This window comes from Corynebacterium sp. MSK004 (assembly GCF_030232515.1).
In the GTDB taxonomy this organism is placed as follows: domain Bacteria; phylum Actinomycetota; class Actinomycetes; order Mycobacteriales; family Mycobacteriaceae; genus Corynebacterium; species Corynebacterium hesseae.
In genome coordinates this window covers 45500-59463 of sequence record NZ_JASPKB010000001.1, presented here as the reverse complement: position 1 = coordinate 59463, position 13964 = coordinate 45500, and the positions used below count along the sequence as shown (strand labels likewise).

Annotated in this window: 14 protein-coding genes; 12 read left to right on the top strand and 2 right to left on the bottom strand. The window is 63.4% G+C overall.

The window, feature by feature from the left end:
• The first annotated feature begins 50 nt into the window (after positions 1-50).
• From QP999_RS00285 to QP999_RS00270, 4 genes are read left to right on the top strand one after another with little or no spacing between them, the layout of a single operon-like run.
• Positions 51-1721, top strand: coding sequence for a nitrite/sulfite reductase (locus QP999_RS00285; protein ID WP_284847335.1), 1671 nt, complete (start codon positions 51-53; stop codon positions 1719-1721).
• Positions 1718-1966, top strand: a complete 249-nt coding sequence (locus QP999_RS00280; RefSeq protein ID WP_070597285.1) for a hypothetical protein — start codon at positions 1718-1720, stop codon at positions 1964-1966. Before QP999_RS00285 ends, QP999_RS00280 begins: the two co-directional genes overlap by 4 nt.
• A gap of 20 nt (positions 1967-1986) precedes the next feature.
• Entirely contained in the window at positions 1987-2679 is a 693-nt protein-coding gene (locus QP999_RS00275; RefSeq protein ID WP_070564874.1) for a sirohydrochlorin chelatase, read from the top strand.
• Complete coding sequence (locus tag QP999_RS00270; RefSeq protein WP_070522543.1) at positions 2672-3688, top strand: sulfite exporter TauE/SafE family protein; 1017 nt, start codon at positions 2672-2674, stop codon at positions 3686-3688. The genes QP999_RS00275 and QP999_RS00270 overlap by 8 nt, the downstream gene beginning before the upstream one ends.
• A gap of 22 nt (positions 3689-3710) precedes the next feature.
• Here QP999_RS00270 and cobA read toward each other — a convergent pair whose 3' ends face one another.
• Positions 3711-4439, bottom strand: coding sequence for a uroporphyrinogen-III C-methyltransferase (gene cobA, locus QP999_RS00265; protein ID WP_284847334.1), 729 nt, complete (start codon positions 4437-4439; stop codon positions 3711-3713).
• A 29-nt stretch (positions 4440-4468) separates the two neighbouring features.
• Between cobA and QP999_RS00260 the strand changes: the two genes are divergently transcribed.
• Both QP999_RS00260 and manA read left to right on the top strand, forming a co-directional pair.
• Positions 4469-5422 (top strand): exopolyphosphatase, encoded by a 954-nt coding sequence (locus tag QP999_RS00260; RefSeq protein WP_232770576.1) that lies wholly within the window; start codon positions 4469-4471, stop codon positions 5420-5422.
• Between the two features lie 9 nt (positions 5423-5431).
• A complete protein-coding gene (manA, locus tag QP999_RS00255) occupies positions 5432-6661 on the top strand; it encodes a mannose-6-phosphate isomerase, class I (protein ID WP_284847333.1) in 1230 nt (409 codons plus the stop codon).
• Between the two features lie 30 nt (positions 6662-6691).
• Here manA and QP999_RS00250 read toward each other — a convergent pair whose 3' ends face one another.
• Positions 6692-7624, bottom strand: a complete 933-nt coding sequence (locus QP999_RS00250; protein WP_284847332.1) for a DNA-directed RNA polymerase II — start codon at positions 7622-7624, stop codon at positions 6692-6694.
• Between the two features lie 377 nt (positions 7625-8001).
• Here QP999_RS00250 and QP999_RS00245 point away from each other — a divergent pair, with 377 nt between their 5' ends.
• From QP999_RS00245 to QP999_RS00220, 6 genes are all read left to right on the top strand, one after another.
• Positions 8002-8355, top strand: a complete 354-nt coding sequence (locus QP999_RS00245) for a DUF4259 domain-containing protein (RefSeq protein ID WP_070522555.1) — start codon at positions 8002-8004, stop codon at positions 8353-8355.
• A 33-nt stretch (positions 8356-8388) separates the two neighbouring features.
• Positions 8389-9009, top strand: a complete 621-nt coding sequence (locus QP999_RS00240; protein WP_070522557.1) for a dTMP kinase — start codon at positions 8389-8391, stop codon at positions 9007-9009.
• 1 nt (position 9010) lies between these two features.
• Positions 9011-9697, top strand: coding sequence for an MtrAB system response regulator MtrA (gene mtrA, locus QP999_RS00235; protein ID WP_070522560.1), 687 nt, complete (start codon positions 9011-9013; stop codon positions 9695-9697).
• Between the two features lie 90 nt (positions 9698-9787).
• Positions 9788-11440, top strand: coding sequence for an MtrAB system histidine kinase MtrB (gene mtrB, locus QP999_RS00230; protein ID WP_070530846.1), 1653 nt, complete (start codon positions 9788-9790; stop codon positions 11438-11440).
• The gene (lpqB, locus tag QP999_RS00225; RefSeq protein ID WP_070522565.1) at positions 11437-13146 is read left to right on the top strand and encodes an MtrAB system accessory lipoprotein LpqB; all 1710 of its coding nucleotides are present in this window, start codon (positions 11437-11439) and stop codon (positions 13144-13146) included. The genes mtrB and lpqB overlap by 4 nt, the downstream gene beginning before the upstream one ends.
• A gap of 21 nt (positions 13147-13167) precedes the next feature.
• Positions 13168-13848: a ComF family protein gene (locus QP999_RS00220; RefSeq protein WP_070522568.1), complete on the top strand. Its 681-nt coding sequence runs from the start codon at positions 13168-13170 to the stop codon at positions 13846-13848.
• Positions 13849-13964 lie beyond the last annotated feature (116 nt).

The following is a 13964-nucleotide window of genomic DNA, read 5'->3' as shown; positions in this document are numbered from 1 at the left end:
GTTTTAGCTAGACCGGTAGGTTTTCAGTATCCGACGAAAGGCAGCAGATTATGACCACCGCCACACAGCGAAAGCCACGCGCGAAGAAACCGGAAGGCCAGTGGAAGATCGACGGCACCGCCCCGCTTAACGCTGATGAGGAGATTAAGCAGGCCGACGACGCCCTCGCCGTGCGCCAGCGCGTCATCGATATCTACTCGAAGCAGGGCTTCTCCTCCATCCCCGCCGAGGATCTTGCCCCGCGCTTTAAGTGGTTGGGCCTGTATACCCAGCGCAACCAGAACCTGGGCGGTGAGATGACCTCCAAGCTCACCAACGCCGAGCTGCAGGACGAATACTTCATGATGCGCGTGCGCTTCGACGGGGGCCGCGCGGATCCCGCCAAGTTGCGTGCCGTAGGAGAGATTTCGCGCGACTATGCGCGCTCCACCGCGGACTTTACGGACCGCCAGAACATTCAGCTGCACTGGATTCAGATTGAAAACGTTCCCGCCATCTGGGAGAAACTGCGCTCCGTCGGCTTGGATACCCTGCTGGGCTGCGGCGACGTGCCCCGCGTCATCCTAGGCTCACCGGTAGCGGGCGTGGCGGCCGACGAGATTATCGACGCCACCCCGGCCATCGAGGAGATCAAGAACAACTACCTCCCGCGCGAGGAGTTTCACAACCTCCCGCGCAAGTTTAAGACCGCCATTTCTGGCAACTCCCGGCAGGACGTGACGCACGAAATCCAGGACATCGCTTTTGTTGGCACCGAGCACCCTGAGTACGGGCCGGGCTTCGATTGCTTCGTGGGCGGAGGCCTGTCCACCAACCCGATGCTCTCGCAATCCCTCGGCGCATGGATCCCGCTTGAGCGCGTCCCGGAGGTGTGGGCCGGTGTCGCGCGCATCTTCCGCGACTATGGCTTCCGCCGCAACCGCAACCGCGCGCGCCTGAAGTTTCTCGTGGCGCAGTGGGGCATTGAGAAGTTCCGCAGGGTCCTAGAAGAGGAGTATCTGGACGCGCCGCTTCTCGACGGCCTCCCGCTCCCCATCGCCCCCGGCAACCGCGACCACCTCGGCGTGCACCGGCAGCGGGATGGAAAGTTCTACGTGGGCGTCAAGCCCACCGTGGGGCATGCCACCGGCGAACAGCTCATCGCCATCGCCGACGTGGCGGAGAAGTTCGGCATCAACCGCATCCGTACCACCCCGATGAAGGAGCTTCTCTTCCTCGACGTTGAGGAAGAGGACATCCCCGCCCTGTCCCGCGCTTTGGATGAGACGGGCCTGTACTCCCAGCCCTCGGAGTTCCGCCGCGGCGTCATCTCCTGCACCGGCCTGGAATTTTGTAAGCTCGCCCACGTGACCACCAAGGCCCGCGCCATCGAGCTTGTCGACATCCTGGAAGATACCCTTGGCGACCTCGATGTGCCGCTGTCCATCGCCCTCAACGGCTGCCCCAATGCCTGTGCTCGCTCGCAGGTATCGGACATTGGGCTGAAGGGACAGATAGTCACTGACTCTGATGGCAATCGCGTCGAAGGTTTCCAGGTCCACCTCGGCGGTGCCCTCGGCCTATCCCCGGACTGGGGGCGCAAGCTGCGCGGGCACAAGGTGGTGGCCGATGAAGTCCCCGACTATGTCATCCGCTTGGTCAATAAATACAAGGAGCAGCGCGAGGACGGCGAGCAGTTCCGCCACTGGGTGCTGCGCGCGGACGAGGAGGACTTGCAATGAATTTCCGCCGCAAGCCCAACCCCAACCGCAACCATCCCGCCTACTGCCCCTATTGCGCTGGGACCAACCTGTTCCCCGATGAAGAAGATGACTTCGCCTGGAAGTGCGAAGAGTGCCTCCGGATCTTTTCCGTGCGTTTCCATGGCCAAGACGATGCCCCCGTAGCGCCCGCGCCGGCGGTGTCCTCAACGGAGGCTTTGCAGCGCTCCCTCGCTCGCCGCGGCCACTCCACCGCCACCGCCTAGGAAAAGGACACCGCCCAGCTATGACAGCCCCGAATTCCACCACCGCACTGCTGACCCTCTCGCACGGCTCGCGCCATCCCGCGGCCGCAGCGAGCGTGGCGGCCCTGACCCGCGCTGCCGGCGAGCTTGCCGGTGCGCCAGCCACCGCCGCGCACCTCGAGTTCAACGATCCTCCCCTCGAAGAGGCCGCGCACAACCTTGCTGAACAAGGCGTGCGCGAGGCGATTGTTGTGCCCTTGCTTTTTACAGAGGGCTACCACCAGCGCGTCGACGTCCCCGCTGCACTGGCCCAGGCCTCCGCGGCCTCCGGAGTCACCCTCCGCCAAGCACGCGGCCTCGGCACCGGGGAGGATATGGCAAGGCTGCTCGCGCAGCAGGTGCCGGAAGGAACGGATACCGTCGTGGTGTACTCCGTCGGTTCCTCCGATGAGCGTGCTAATGCTGCGGTAGCTGATCTGGCGCGGCGCGTGGGCGAGCTCACCGGCTGCGCGGCGGAGGTCTCTTTTGCTACGCGCGGCGAGCGCCGGCCCGTGGGGCCGGAGGGGAATCAGGAAGTCGTCGTGCCGCTCTTCGTGAGCCCAGGACTGCTCCTAGACCGACTCGACACGGATTCCGGGGATGGCGGCGGCCAGTCTAGGTGTGTGCTCCCGCCCCTGGGGGAGGCGCTCGCCGGAATTGTGTCGCACCGCTATGCGGAGGTGGCCCATGCGTAGCCTCATCCTCATCGCGCTGGCGGGTGCTGCCGCGCAGCTTGTCGACGGCGGCATCGGAATGGGCTTTGGCGTAACCTCTACCACCATCCTGTTGCTGGCTGGTCTGGGGCCGGCAACAGCCTCTGCGGTAGTGCACACCTCGGAGCTCGGCACCACTCTGGTCTCCGGAATCAGCCACTGGCGCTTCGGCAACGTGCACTGGCCCACCGTGCTCAAGCTCGGTGTGCCGGGAGGCCTGTCTGCCTTCATCGGGGCGGCGGTTCTGTCCAACCTCTCACTGGAAGCAGCCGCGCCCGTAACCTCCGCCATCCTCATCGCCTTGGGCATCAACCTGGTCTGGCGCTTTTCGCGAACGCGCAGCGCCGCACCGCGAGAATCCCGGCCGCATTCGACTCCTTTCCTCGCCGGCCTCGGAGTGCTGGGAGGCTTCGTCGACGCCTCGGGTGGCGGCGGATGGGGGCCGATTTCCACCTCGACACTGTTGGCGGTCGGCCGCGAACAACCGCGGCGCATTGTCGGCACCGTCAACACCGCAGAATTCCTTGTTACCTTTGGCGCGACGGCAGGCTTCATCGTTGGCCTCTGGGAAGAAATCGTGGCCAACGCTGCCGCGGTCGTGGCCCTGCTTATCGGCGGGGCGATCACTGCGCCGGTTGCGGCGTGGCTCATTTCCCGCATCAATCCCACACTCCTCGGTGGATTCGTCGGAACTGCCATCGTGGCGCTCAACATCCCCAAAGCTTTGGGGTGGGCCCTGCAGCACCCGCAGACCCTCATCGTGCAGTTCATCGCGCTCGTTCTGGGCGTGGCGGTGACTGTGTGGGGAAACGCCCGCCGTGCGCGCCGCGCTGGCGGCAAGGAAAACGAGCACAGCGGTGCCAGCACCGCGCCCCAGCGGGGCGGCAGCCGTGTTGTCGAAACCACGGAGCCGACCGGACGCGATGGCTTTCCTGCCGGCACTCCTGCGGAGGATTCAGAACCCGTCGGCGTGAGCTCGCCGCGATCATAGAAACCTGCCGTATAGGCGTTGACTAGAGCCCAGCAACCTCGCCGATAACGATGACCGCTGGCGGAGCCACCGAGTTTTCCTCCATTGTGGCTCCTAGTTGAGCCAGCTCGCAGTGGAATGCCCGCTCACCGTTGAGGGAGCCCTCCTGGATGATGTGTACGGGGGTGTGGGGGGAAAGGGAGGCGTCGATCAGCGCGGTGGCAATGGCCGCCGCGTTCTTCACACCCATGATGACCGAAAGCGTGGCCCCAGACCGCGCGAGTGCTGCCCAATCCACCAAGGACTTGGGGTGGCCTGGCGGCAGGTGCCCGGAGACTACAGTGAAGGCATGGACGACGCCACGGTGGGTCACCGGCGTTCCTGCCAGCGCGGGGACGGCCACCGCCGAGGTCACGCCGGGGATGACCTCCACTGGGAGACCCGCGGCGGTAAGGGCGGTGAGCTCTTCGAAGCCGCGACCAAATACATAAGGATCGCCGCCCTTCAGACGCACCACGCGGCGGCCTGCCCGGGCGTGCTCGATGAGAATCTCGTTGATACGCTCCTGGGCCACTTGGGCGCGGTAGGGGATCTTGGAGACGTCGATAAGCTCCTTGGCGTCAACATCACACAGCTTATCCAGCTGGGCGGTGGGGCCGAGGTGATCAGCCACGATGACCTCGGCTTCCTGCAGCGCCCGCATGCCGCGCACGGTGATGAGATCCCACGCGCCAGGGCCGCCGCCGACAAGGACTACCGGATGAATGCTCATGGCCACTCATCCTAGCTATGCTCGGGCCTATGACTTCCTATGATCCCGAATCCGTGAGCTTCTTTGACATCGCCCACGAAGGTGCGCAAGCTCGCGTGGTGGCCGCCGCCGTACCGGAGCTGGCTCGCGTGCTGGGTGGGCTGCGCCCGCGCAGCATCGTCGTCCTTGCCGCTGACCAGGTTTCCCGCGCCGCTGCCCACGTCGCCGTGGGCCTAGCCGAGCCCGCTGAGGTTCCCATCATGGTCAGCGAATCGCTGCCGCTCTTTGTCGGTGCCCTCGACGTCGTGGTGGTGGCGGGGGATAGCCCATGGGCAGAGCGCGCGCTGCACGACGCCGCGCGCCGAGGGGCGACGACGATTCTCCTGAATGAGTTCGAGGATGCTCCCGAGGACACCGTCGTCATCGACACCCTTCCCACGGCCGAAGGGATTTCACCGGTGCGCGCCATCACGGCAGTGCATGCGGTGAGCGCGGTGTTAAGCGAAGACCCGGTGTTGGTCTCCCGCCGGCTGGAGGACGTTGCCGATGCCGTGGACCGCGAGCTGGAAGCGCTGTCACCGCAGCGCGATTCCACGACGAACCCCGGGCGCGCGTTGCGTGAATTTGTGGAAGGCGGCCGAATCATCCACAGCTGTGGACCCGATCCCTATGCGTTCTCGGAGGAGCGCACGCGGGTGCACCTCGACGCTCTCGTTGCCCGCATGGCGGGCACGCTGTGGACAGTCCATGGGCTAGGAGGGACCGTCGTCGACGCGGAAGGCTTAGGGCCGATTCTGCAGACAAATCCGACGGACATCTTCTATGACCCGTTTGAAGCGGAAGAGCCTTTGGTACCCTTGAAAGTTGTTTTATGGGGACAGGAAGAGGCGAACCTTCCCCACTCGTTCGCAGCGGCGAGCACCGATACCTCCTGTGGGGAATTGGCTCGCGCGCTGCAGTTGATTACGCGCAGTTATGCCGCGACCGCCTACGACGTGAAATAGAGGAAGTCAATGAAGTTGCTCACCAGTGCTGCCCGCAATTACTCGTGGGGCTCGCGCACGCTGATTCCGACGCTGCTCGGCGAGCCCGAGGCTCAAAGCCCGGTTGCTGAGCTGTGGTTTGGTGCGCACCCGGCGGATCCCTCAACGATTGAGGGAGAAAAGCTGGATGAGATCATCGCGGCGAATCCGCAAGGCCAGCTGGGGCAGCGGGTGGCTGACAAGTATGGCGCCGGCCTTCCCTTCTTGCTGAAGATTCTGGCGGCTGCAGAGCCGCTGTCGCTGCAGGCGCACCCTTCGAAGCAGCAGGCCGAGGAAGGTTTCGCCCGCGAGAACGCGGCGGGAATCGACCTCACGGCGTCAAACCGCAACTACAAGGATGACAACCACAAGCCAGAGCTCATCGTGGCGCTCACGGAGTTCTACGCCATGGCGGGTTTCCGTCCGCTAGCGCAGACCCGCAGCCTCTTTGCGGCCTTGGACTGCGAAGAACTGGCTCACTACGAGGGCATGCTCGACACCGATCCTGCCGCTGAAGGCGACAGCCTCCGCGCGCTGTTTACCACGTGGATTACGATCCCGGGTGCCAAGCGCAAGGAGCTGATCAGCGCGGTGGTAGCGGCGGGCGAGCGCCTGCGCGGCAACCAGGCGGGCGAGCCGTGGATGGCCACCGTGATGGCAACCGTGGCCAAGCTCAACGAGCAATATCCGGGGGATATCGGCGTGTTGGGCGCGTTGCTGCTCAATCACATCGTCCTGCAGCCGGGGGAGGCGATTTACCTTGACGCTGGGCAGCTGCATGCCTATGTCTCTGGCCTGGGTGTAGAGATCATGGCTAACTCCGATAACGTGCTGCGCGGTGGCCTGACCCCGAAGTTTGTTGACGTCCCCGAGCTGGTTAAAGTCCTCACCTACCAGGCGGCAGAAGATCCGCGCGTGGACCTGAAAGACGCAGCCGAGACAGGAGGCATAAAGGGTGCAGAGGCATGGTCCTACCCAGTGCCGATTGAGGAGTTCCTGCTGGATCGCGTCGAGCTTTCTGGTGAGGAGAGCGTCGAGGTCGACAGCGATGGCCCCATGATTGTGTTGTGCACCTCCGGCTCGGTGGCATTGAGCAATGCCGAGGCAGAAAACGTCAGCCTTGGCGCGGGTCACGCGGCGTGGATTCCCGCTAGCGACCCGGCCGCCATCGTTCGTTCCACCGGTGGCGAAGACGCCGAGGTGTTTATCGCCCGCGTTTAGTCGGCGGCCGTTTAGTTAACGGCGCGGGTATTAGGCGGACTGCGTCAATGCTGATGCGGCGGTAGTTTCGCCGTTGTCGGCTAAATGAGCAGCGGTGGGGGTCGCTGCGGAAGGCTCTGCCGCCGCGGGAGCATCATCCGTCGGCGCGGCGGGAGTCGGGGCGGCCTCGTTGGTGCGGTAAGCCGCGGATTCGCGCTCCACTGCTTCCACTACATCGGCGCCTTGTACCTCGCCGCCCTGTGGAGCGGCATCGATAGGCTCGCCCTGTTGCGCTTTCGGCTCCGCATCAGGCGCGGGCGCGTTCTGAGTGAACCCGGCGGGGTGCGGGATGAAGGAGTCAAGGGGTTTAGGAACTCCAGTGTTCTGCGAGGGCGTAGGTTCCTTGGGTTGCGGCTGCTCAGCGGGCTGGTTGCCGTCCTGGTCCTCCACTGGGCCCTCTTGCGGCACGGCGGTCTGAGATTCCGGCGTGGCCGACGGCTGAGTGGGCTCGGAGCTTTGCTGAGGAGTACCCGGAATCGGTGTTTTGGAGGCCGGAGTAGAGCCGTCCGTTGGCGGCACGGCAGGGGCCGTGCTGACCGGCGCCTGCGGGTACGGATTGTTCGGAGTTGCCTGCGGCTGCTGGTTCTGCAGTGAGGAAACATTGTCCGGGCGGTAGACGGCCGTGGGGCCAACCGGCTCCGTGCGGTTCACCACGGCATTCGGTGCCAGGTAGGGATCCTCCGCCGGCGCGGCGACATTAGTTTTCGATTGCTTCGGTTGCGTGGATGTCGGGGCAGCCGTGGTGGTATAGGAATGCGTTGTCGAGGGAGCGGAAGACGCGGTGCTCGACACGGCGGTGGCAGCGGAGGGCTTAGACACGACGGATTCGGGCGCGCTCATGCGCCACACTGCGACGCCTACGGCGACGGCACAGAGGAGGCCGGCCGCGACAAAGACCAAGATGCGGCGTGAACTGCTCGTCATGCGGGGCGCTCTCCTTCCTGCACAAAAGCCTGCGTAAATGTCACAAGTCGGTAACAACGATAACACGAATCTGGAGATAGTAAATGGCCTGGGCAAAATTCCCCGTTCAGGCGTGGTATAGGGCAGTGGGTGAAATGCAACATATGGAGGAGGACAGGAGGAGGGGCAGTCGGAAGACGGCACGGAGCGATGTGACCGTAATAAAACCGCGCTCTTGACCGAAGCCTTGCATGAGGGCATCTAAAGAATGGTAGAAATTGGATTAGATACCGGCTGCGCGGAGCGCCCGCCCGTAAAGCTGCACCGGCCCACCGTGGATACAGGAACGCGGATAAAAACACAGACCCCTAATTCACTTAAGGATGAAGGAGAAAGCAATGAGCTCATGGGATGAGGACATCTTCGCCGACGAGGTCAACGTCGACTTCCTGGATGAACTGGCAGACCTCGAGGATGAAGAAATCGTTGCCGCGGTAGATGATGCCTGCGCGCTTGCGGTCTCGGGCGAAGAACAGACCGAGGAGGAGCAGCGTAACGCCTTGGCGGCGGCCACGATAGCCGCGATCTGGGCAGGCGCCCCGTTCAGCGCCGGGGAAGTCGTCGAAGACTATCCCTTCATCCGGGATCTCGCCGGATCCGGCAGCGAAAACCTCAACGAACATGCCCTGGAGTTGCTCGAAGAGGTCGAGGAAGACTACGACCTCGAACCCTTTATTGAGGCCCTGTCCTAACGGCAGTACTAGGTACACGCTAGATATAACAGCATGCTGATCAGTATTGAAGGAATCGATGGCGCGGGTAAAAACACCATTACCCAGCGCCTGCGGGAAGAACTAGCCTGCGATGTCGAAGTCTTGAGCTTTCCCCGCTACGAAGAGTCCATCCATGCGCAGCTCGCGCAGGAGGCCCTGTATGGGCGTATGGGGGATCTGACCGATTCGGTCTATGGAATGGCTACGCTCTTTGCGCTGGATCGGCACGGAGCCAAAGAGCAGCTCCTTGCCGCCGCTGAGTCCACGGATACCCTGCTCATCTTGGATCGCTATGTGGCTTCCAACGCCGCGTATTCCGCGGCGCGGGTTGGCGGTGAGCTCATCGTCGATTGGATCTATGAGCTCGAGTTTGAACGCTTCGGCCTGCCGGTGCCGCAGCTGCAGATCTTTTTGGATACCGACGTCGCCCTTGCCGGCCAGCGAGCCGTGGCCCGTGCAGCAGAGGATGAAGGGCGCAACCGCGACCGCTATGAGCGCGATGCCGCGTTGCAGTCTCGCACGGCGGCCGCCTACCGTCGCTTAGCAGAGCAGCAGTGGGCAGGGCGGTGGATCGCCACCGCGGATGCCGATATGATTATCCAAGCTGTCAAGGAGCTTGTAGGAGAACAATAAAGTGGCACCGAAAATCTTGGTCGTGGATGATGACCCGGCAATCGCCGAAATGCTCACCATCGTGCTCGAGGCAGAAGGGCTGGAGCCTATTGCCGTTAACGATGGAAATGAGGCGATCCCGGCCTTCCGCGAGCATGACCCGGATCTGATCCTGTTGGATCTCATGCTTCCGGGCATGAATGGCGTGGATATTTGCCGCGCCATTCGTACTGAGTCCTCGGTGCCCATCGTCATGCTGACGGCGAAGACAGACACCGTTGATGTGGTTCTCGGCCTCGAATCGGGTGCGGATGATTACATCACCAAGCCCTTCAAGCCGAAGGAGCTCATCGCCCGTATCCGCGCGCGCCTGCGTCGAATCGATGGGGGCACGGGAGAAATTATTGAGGTGGGGGACCTGCTTATCGACGTCCCCGAGCACACCGTTACCCGCAAGGGCGGCGAGGAAATCTCGCTGACTCCGCTGGAGTTCGACCTTCTTCTGGAGATGGCGCGCAAGCCCGGCCAGGTGCATACTCGCGAGGCGCTGCTTGAATCTGTCTGGGGTTACCGCCACGCATCCGATACACGCCTTGTCAACGTGCACGTCCAGCGCCTGCGCGCGAAGATTGAGCACGACCCCGAGGATCCCCGTATCGTCCTCACCGTGCGCGGCGTGGGGTACAAGACTGGAAAAACCGCCGAGTAAAGGACTGCCGCTATTTTTGGTTGGTTAAGGCGAGTCCGGGATGGCGTCGTCGAGCGCTGGCGCACCTCCCTGCAGACACGTGTCCTGGGCATGATGTTGGTGGCCTCCACGGTGGTCATGATCATCCTGGCCTACGCGCTGGTGTCGGTGCTGACGCAGCAGCTGGTGAGCCAGAAGGAGGACACGGCGCTTCAGGAGCTTGATCGCGCCCGCGTGGCCGTGGAACAGCAGATCGATGCCACCGGTACGGCAAACTCAACGCAGGTGCGCATCAATTCTGCACGCGCCGCCTTGGGCCAATTATCGGCGCAACAACCCGACGCCCAGGCCGTGTATGAACCGGTCATCGTCGTGGAGAATTCCGACGGCACGGCCACAACGTCCCCGGAGGGCTACCGCATCCCCGGCGGGATGCGCGAGCTCGTTGGCCGGGGCCAAGTCGTGCAGCAATACGCCACGGTGGACCAGCAATCGGGAGCAACCTATAACGCGCTGATGGTGGGCACGCCCATTGAAAGCGACATTCCGAATACCCAGGTCTACCTCGTGTTGTCCATGGAATCTGAGGAATCCACGATGGCTCTCATGCGTGGTTTGCTCTCGGCTGCCGGAGTGGTGGTGGTTGTCCTCCTCGTCGGCATCGCCTGGCTGGCAACCCAGCAGGTGATCGTCCCGATTCGCTCCGCCTCGCGCATTGCGCAGCGCTTTGCTGCCGGCCACCTGCGTGAGCGCATGGTGGTCAACTCAGACGATGAAATGGGCCGCCTCGCCTCCTCCTTTAACGACATGGCAGATAAGCTGTCTAAGCAGATCACCCAACTGGAGGAGTATGGCGATCTCCAGCGGCAGTTCACTTCCGACGTGTCCCACGAGCTGCGCACGCCATTGACAACGGTGCGCATGGCGGCGGATGTCATCGCGGAAGATGCGGATGAATTCAACCCTTACACCAAGCGCTCGGCGGAGCTGCTCATCAAGGAGCTGGATCGCTTCGAGGACTTGCTCGCGGACCTGTTGGAGATCTCTCGCCACGATGCCGGCGTGGCTGACCTCTCCACGGCTTCCATCGACATTCGCTCCTGCGTGGACTCCGCGCTGAGCCAAGTGGAGCACCTCGCCTCGGAGCTCGGAGTGGAGGTCGTCCTTCATTTGCCGGAGGAACCCGTCGCCGTGGAATGCGATTCGCGTCGCGTCGAGCGCATCCTGCGCAACCTGCTTGCGAACGCCATCGACCACTCTGAGGGCAATCCCGTCATCGTGGACGTCGGCGCGACTGAGGATGCCGTCGGCATCGCCGTCACCGACTCCGGTGTGGGTCTCAAGGAAGGCCAAGAAGAGCTGGTGTTCAACCGCTTCTGGCGCGCGGATTCTTCGCGCAAGCGCCATTCTGGTGGAACCGGCTTGGGCCTTGCCATCGCTCGCGAGGATGCCGTGCTCCATGGGGGCACGCTCGACGCCATCGGCTACTACGGCGTCGGTTCGCGCTTCCGATTGATCCTTCCACGCACTCCGGGGCAGCAGGTGGAGTCCGAGCCCATTGCTCTGGAAGTGCCGGGGGCACCGAAGCCCATAGAAGCAGAGGAACAATTCGCTCTTGAGCTGAGCGCTGATCCGGAGGCTCCTGCGGTTAAAGCAGAAACGGACAACGGGATTGTGTGGCCCTCCGAGCGTGAGGCCCGCGCTGTGGAGCCGCCTTTTAACCAAGACAGCGTGTCCGACTTCGAGGAGGAGGCTCAGCGATGATTCCAGCCCGCCGCCCGCTCGCAGTACTCAGTTGCGTCGCACTCACCGCTCTCGTTGGTTGTTCGACGTTGCCGCATAACACCGATCCGCAGGTGATTAGTACCTTCGAACCGCATGACCGGGCCGACGATGCCGTCGTCGAGCCGCGCGCCGATAGCGAACCTGATTTGCTTGTCCGTGACTTCTATTCGGCCGTGGCGATTCCCACCGGCAACTACGCTGCCGCACGCACCTTCCTTTCCTCTGAGATAGCCAATTCTTGGGACCCTACTGACACCGTTCTCGTGGTGGATTCCATCGATCTGGTGACTTCGAACATGGAGGACGGTGCCCTGGAGTATTCGGTGCGCGGCAATATCATCGGCCGTCTGGCCAATGGCGGGGCCTATGTCCCCGATAACTCGCGTCTTGAGGCGACCGTTCGGCTGCGCCAATTCAATGGGCAATGGCGCATTACGGATCTGCCTACCGGTGCCGTGATTGAGCGCACTGAATTGCGCAATCGCTATCGCCCGCAGTCGCTGTACTTTTTCGATACGACTCAACGCCTGCTTGTGGCTGATCGTCGCTGGCTTTATTCGGGAAAGGATTCGATTGCCTCGGAGCTGGTCACGCTTTTGCTGCAGGGGCCATCTTCCGATATCGCGCCGGCAACTTCCAGCCTGATCCCCAAGGACGCCACCTTCTTGGGAATCAATGATGGAGTCTATGAGTTCAGCGGCATGGCCTCGATGACTCAGGAGGAGCGCCTGAAGTTCGCCGCCCAGCTGGTGTGGACCCTCAACAACGCCGAGATCACGAACTCCGTCCGCGCCACCATCGATGGCAGCCCGCTTGTGGATGGCATGGAGGAGATGACCATTGATGATTTCGCGGAGTTTAACCCCGAGGTAGCCGCCCAATCGGTGCCCAAGCTTTATGCAGTCAACGATGGTTCGCTGCTTGAGGTTAAGGGTGAAGGCAGCGCCGAGGTGCCAGGCATGGCCGGGCAGATTCATGACATTCAGTCCGCCGATATCTCCGATGAGGGGATGGTGGCCGCCGTGCGCAAGCGCTCCGAGAAGGAGTCGCAGCTAACGATGGGCGAGCTGGGCCACGAGCTCGAGAATTCGATCAAGGGCGAGACTTTGGCCCGCCCCACCTTTGAGGTGGGCGGCCAGGTGGCGTGGACCGTCGTCGACGGCAAACACGTGGTCCGCGTGACGCGTTCTCCAGCCACCGGAGAGCTGAGCACCGCCGAGGTCGACACCTCTGCGTTGGAGAACGTGGAGGGAGAGATTTCGGTCATCCGTCTGTCACTCACGGGAGCGCGCATCGCCATGATTATCGACGGCAGCGTGTACACCGGCGTGGTTGCCCGCGCGACGTCGGGAGAGCGCCGCATAGTCAACGTCCACCAAGTAGGCCCGGAGCTGACCGGTTCGGCGCTGTCGGTGGAGTGGCAGACGGACGGCTCCCTGCTCGTGGGTACCTCCGCCTCGAACTCTCCGGTGTGGCGCATCGAGCAAGATGGTTCTTCGGCAACAACACTGCCTACCGGAAACATTACCGCGCCCGTGGTGGCGGTGGCGTCCTCACCGTCGACGCACTACGTCACCGATGCGCACGCCCTGTTGCAGCTTCCTGCGGGCGGGTCCGAGCGCTCCTATTGGCGTGAGGTCGAAGGTCTGCAGGGCGTGCGCTCCTCACCCATCATCGCGCGCTAGAGTCGCGCTAGAGTGGGGCGCATGCCGAAAAACCGGGGGATAGGGGAGGCCGCCGCCGCACTTCTGGAACTGTTCCTGCCGCGCCCGTGCGCGGGGTGTGGCGGTGAGACCACCGCAGGCGGGGTGCTGTGCACGGCCTGCCAGGAACACCTTCGACAGGTGCCACGCCGCGTGGAACGCCCGCAACCCCTAGGTTTCCCGGCCTGGGCCCTTGGCCCCTATTCCGATACTCGCCGTGGGGTCATCATCGCTATGAAGGAACGCGGGCACCAGGCGGTGCGAGCTCACCTCGGTGCGGTGTTGGCTGCCGGCATCGAGTACCTGCGCGCACGCGGCGATATTCCGGAGACCGCGCTGCTCGTGCCGGCACCCACACGCGCGTCGTCGGCCCGCCAGCGCGGTGGTGATCCCGTCGCTGCGCTGTGCCAGGCGGCGTCCGCCCGGCTTCCGGGCTGGGACGTGGTCAATGCCTTGAGCACAGCCGAAGGTAGTGCGGACCAGTCGCAGCTCGGCGCGGCGGAACGCGCCGACAATATGCGCAGGGCAGTGCTCTTGCGGCCCTGTGCCCGCGAACTGGTGGGACGCAGTGTGCTGCTTGTCGACGACGTCATCACGACCGGCGCAACTCTTCGCGCCAGCGCCGCTCGCGTGTGGGCCATCGGGGGTGATGTGGCCGGCGCGATTGTGCTGGCAGATGCGTAGGGAGGGGCGTCGCCAAGCATGCGCAGAGGGGGCCACTGACAGGGTTGGTTATGACCAGTGGTAGCATGAGGGGTGTCACAGGGAAGCGGGCATCAAGCCCCTCATCACAGGGCTGT

Excerpts from the sequence above, each read along its gene's own strand:
- QP999_RS00285 (WP_284847335.1), top strand. The coding sequence starts at position 51 with ATGACCACCGCCACACAGCGAAAGCCACGCGCGAAGAAACCGGAAGGC.
- QP999_RS00280 (WP_070597285.1), top strand. The coding sequence starts at position 1,718 with ATGAATTTCCGCCGCAAGCCCAACCCCAACCGCAACCATCCCGCCTAC.
- QP999_RS00275 (WP_070564874.1), top strand. The coding sequence starts at position 1,987 with ATGACAGCCCCGAATTCCACCACCGCACTGCTGACCCTCTCGCACGGC.
- QP999_RS00270 (WP_070522543.1), top strand. The coding sequence starts at position 2,672 with ATGCGTAGCCTCATCCTCATCGCGCTGGCGGGTGCTGCCGCGCAGCTT.
- cobA (WP_284847334.1), bottom strand. The coding sequence starts at position 4,439 with ATGAGCATTCATCCGGTAGTCCTTGTCGGCGGCGGCCCTGGCGCGTGG.
- QP999_RS00260 (WP_232770576.1), top strand. The coding sequence starts at position 4,469 with ATGACTTCCTATGATCCCGAATCCGTGAGCTTCTTTGACATCGCCCAC.
- manA (WP_284847333.1), top strand. The coding sequence starts at position 5,432 with ATGAAGTTGCTCACCAGTGCTGCCCGCAATTACTCGTGGGGCTCGCGC.
- QP999_RS00250 (WP_284847332.1), bottom strand. The coding sequence starts at position 7,624 with ATGACGAGCAGTTCACGCCGCATCTTGGTCTTTGTCGCGGCCGGCCTC.
- QP999_RS00245 (WP_070522555.1), top strand. The coding sequence starts at position 8,002 with ATGAGCTCATGGGATGAGGACATCTTCGCCGACGAGGTCAACGTCGAC.
- QP999_RS00240 (WP_070522557.1), top strand. The coding sequence starts at position 8,389 with ATGCTGATCAGTATTGAAGGAATCGATGGCGCGGGTAAAAACACCATT.
- mtrB (WP_070530846.1), top strand. The coding sequence starts at position 9,788 with ATGATGTTGGTGGCCTCCACGGTGGTCATGATCATCCTGGCCTACGCG.
- lpqB (WP_070522565.1), top strand. The coding sequence starts at position 11,437 with ATGATTCCAGCCCGCCGCCCGCTCGCAGTACTCAGTTGCGTCGCACTC.
- QP999_RS00220 (WP_070522568.1), top strand. The coding sequence starts at position 13,168 with ATGCCGAAAAACCGGGGGATAGGGGAGGCCGCCGCCGCACTTCTGGAA.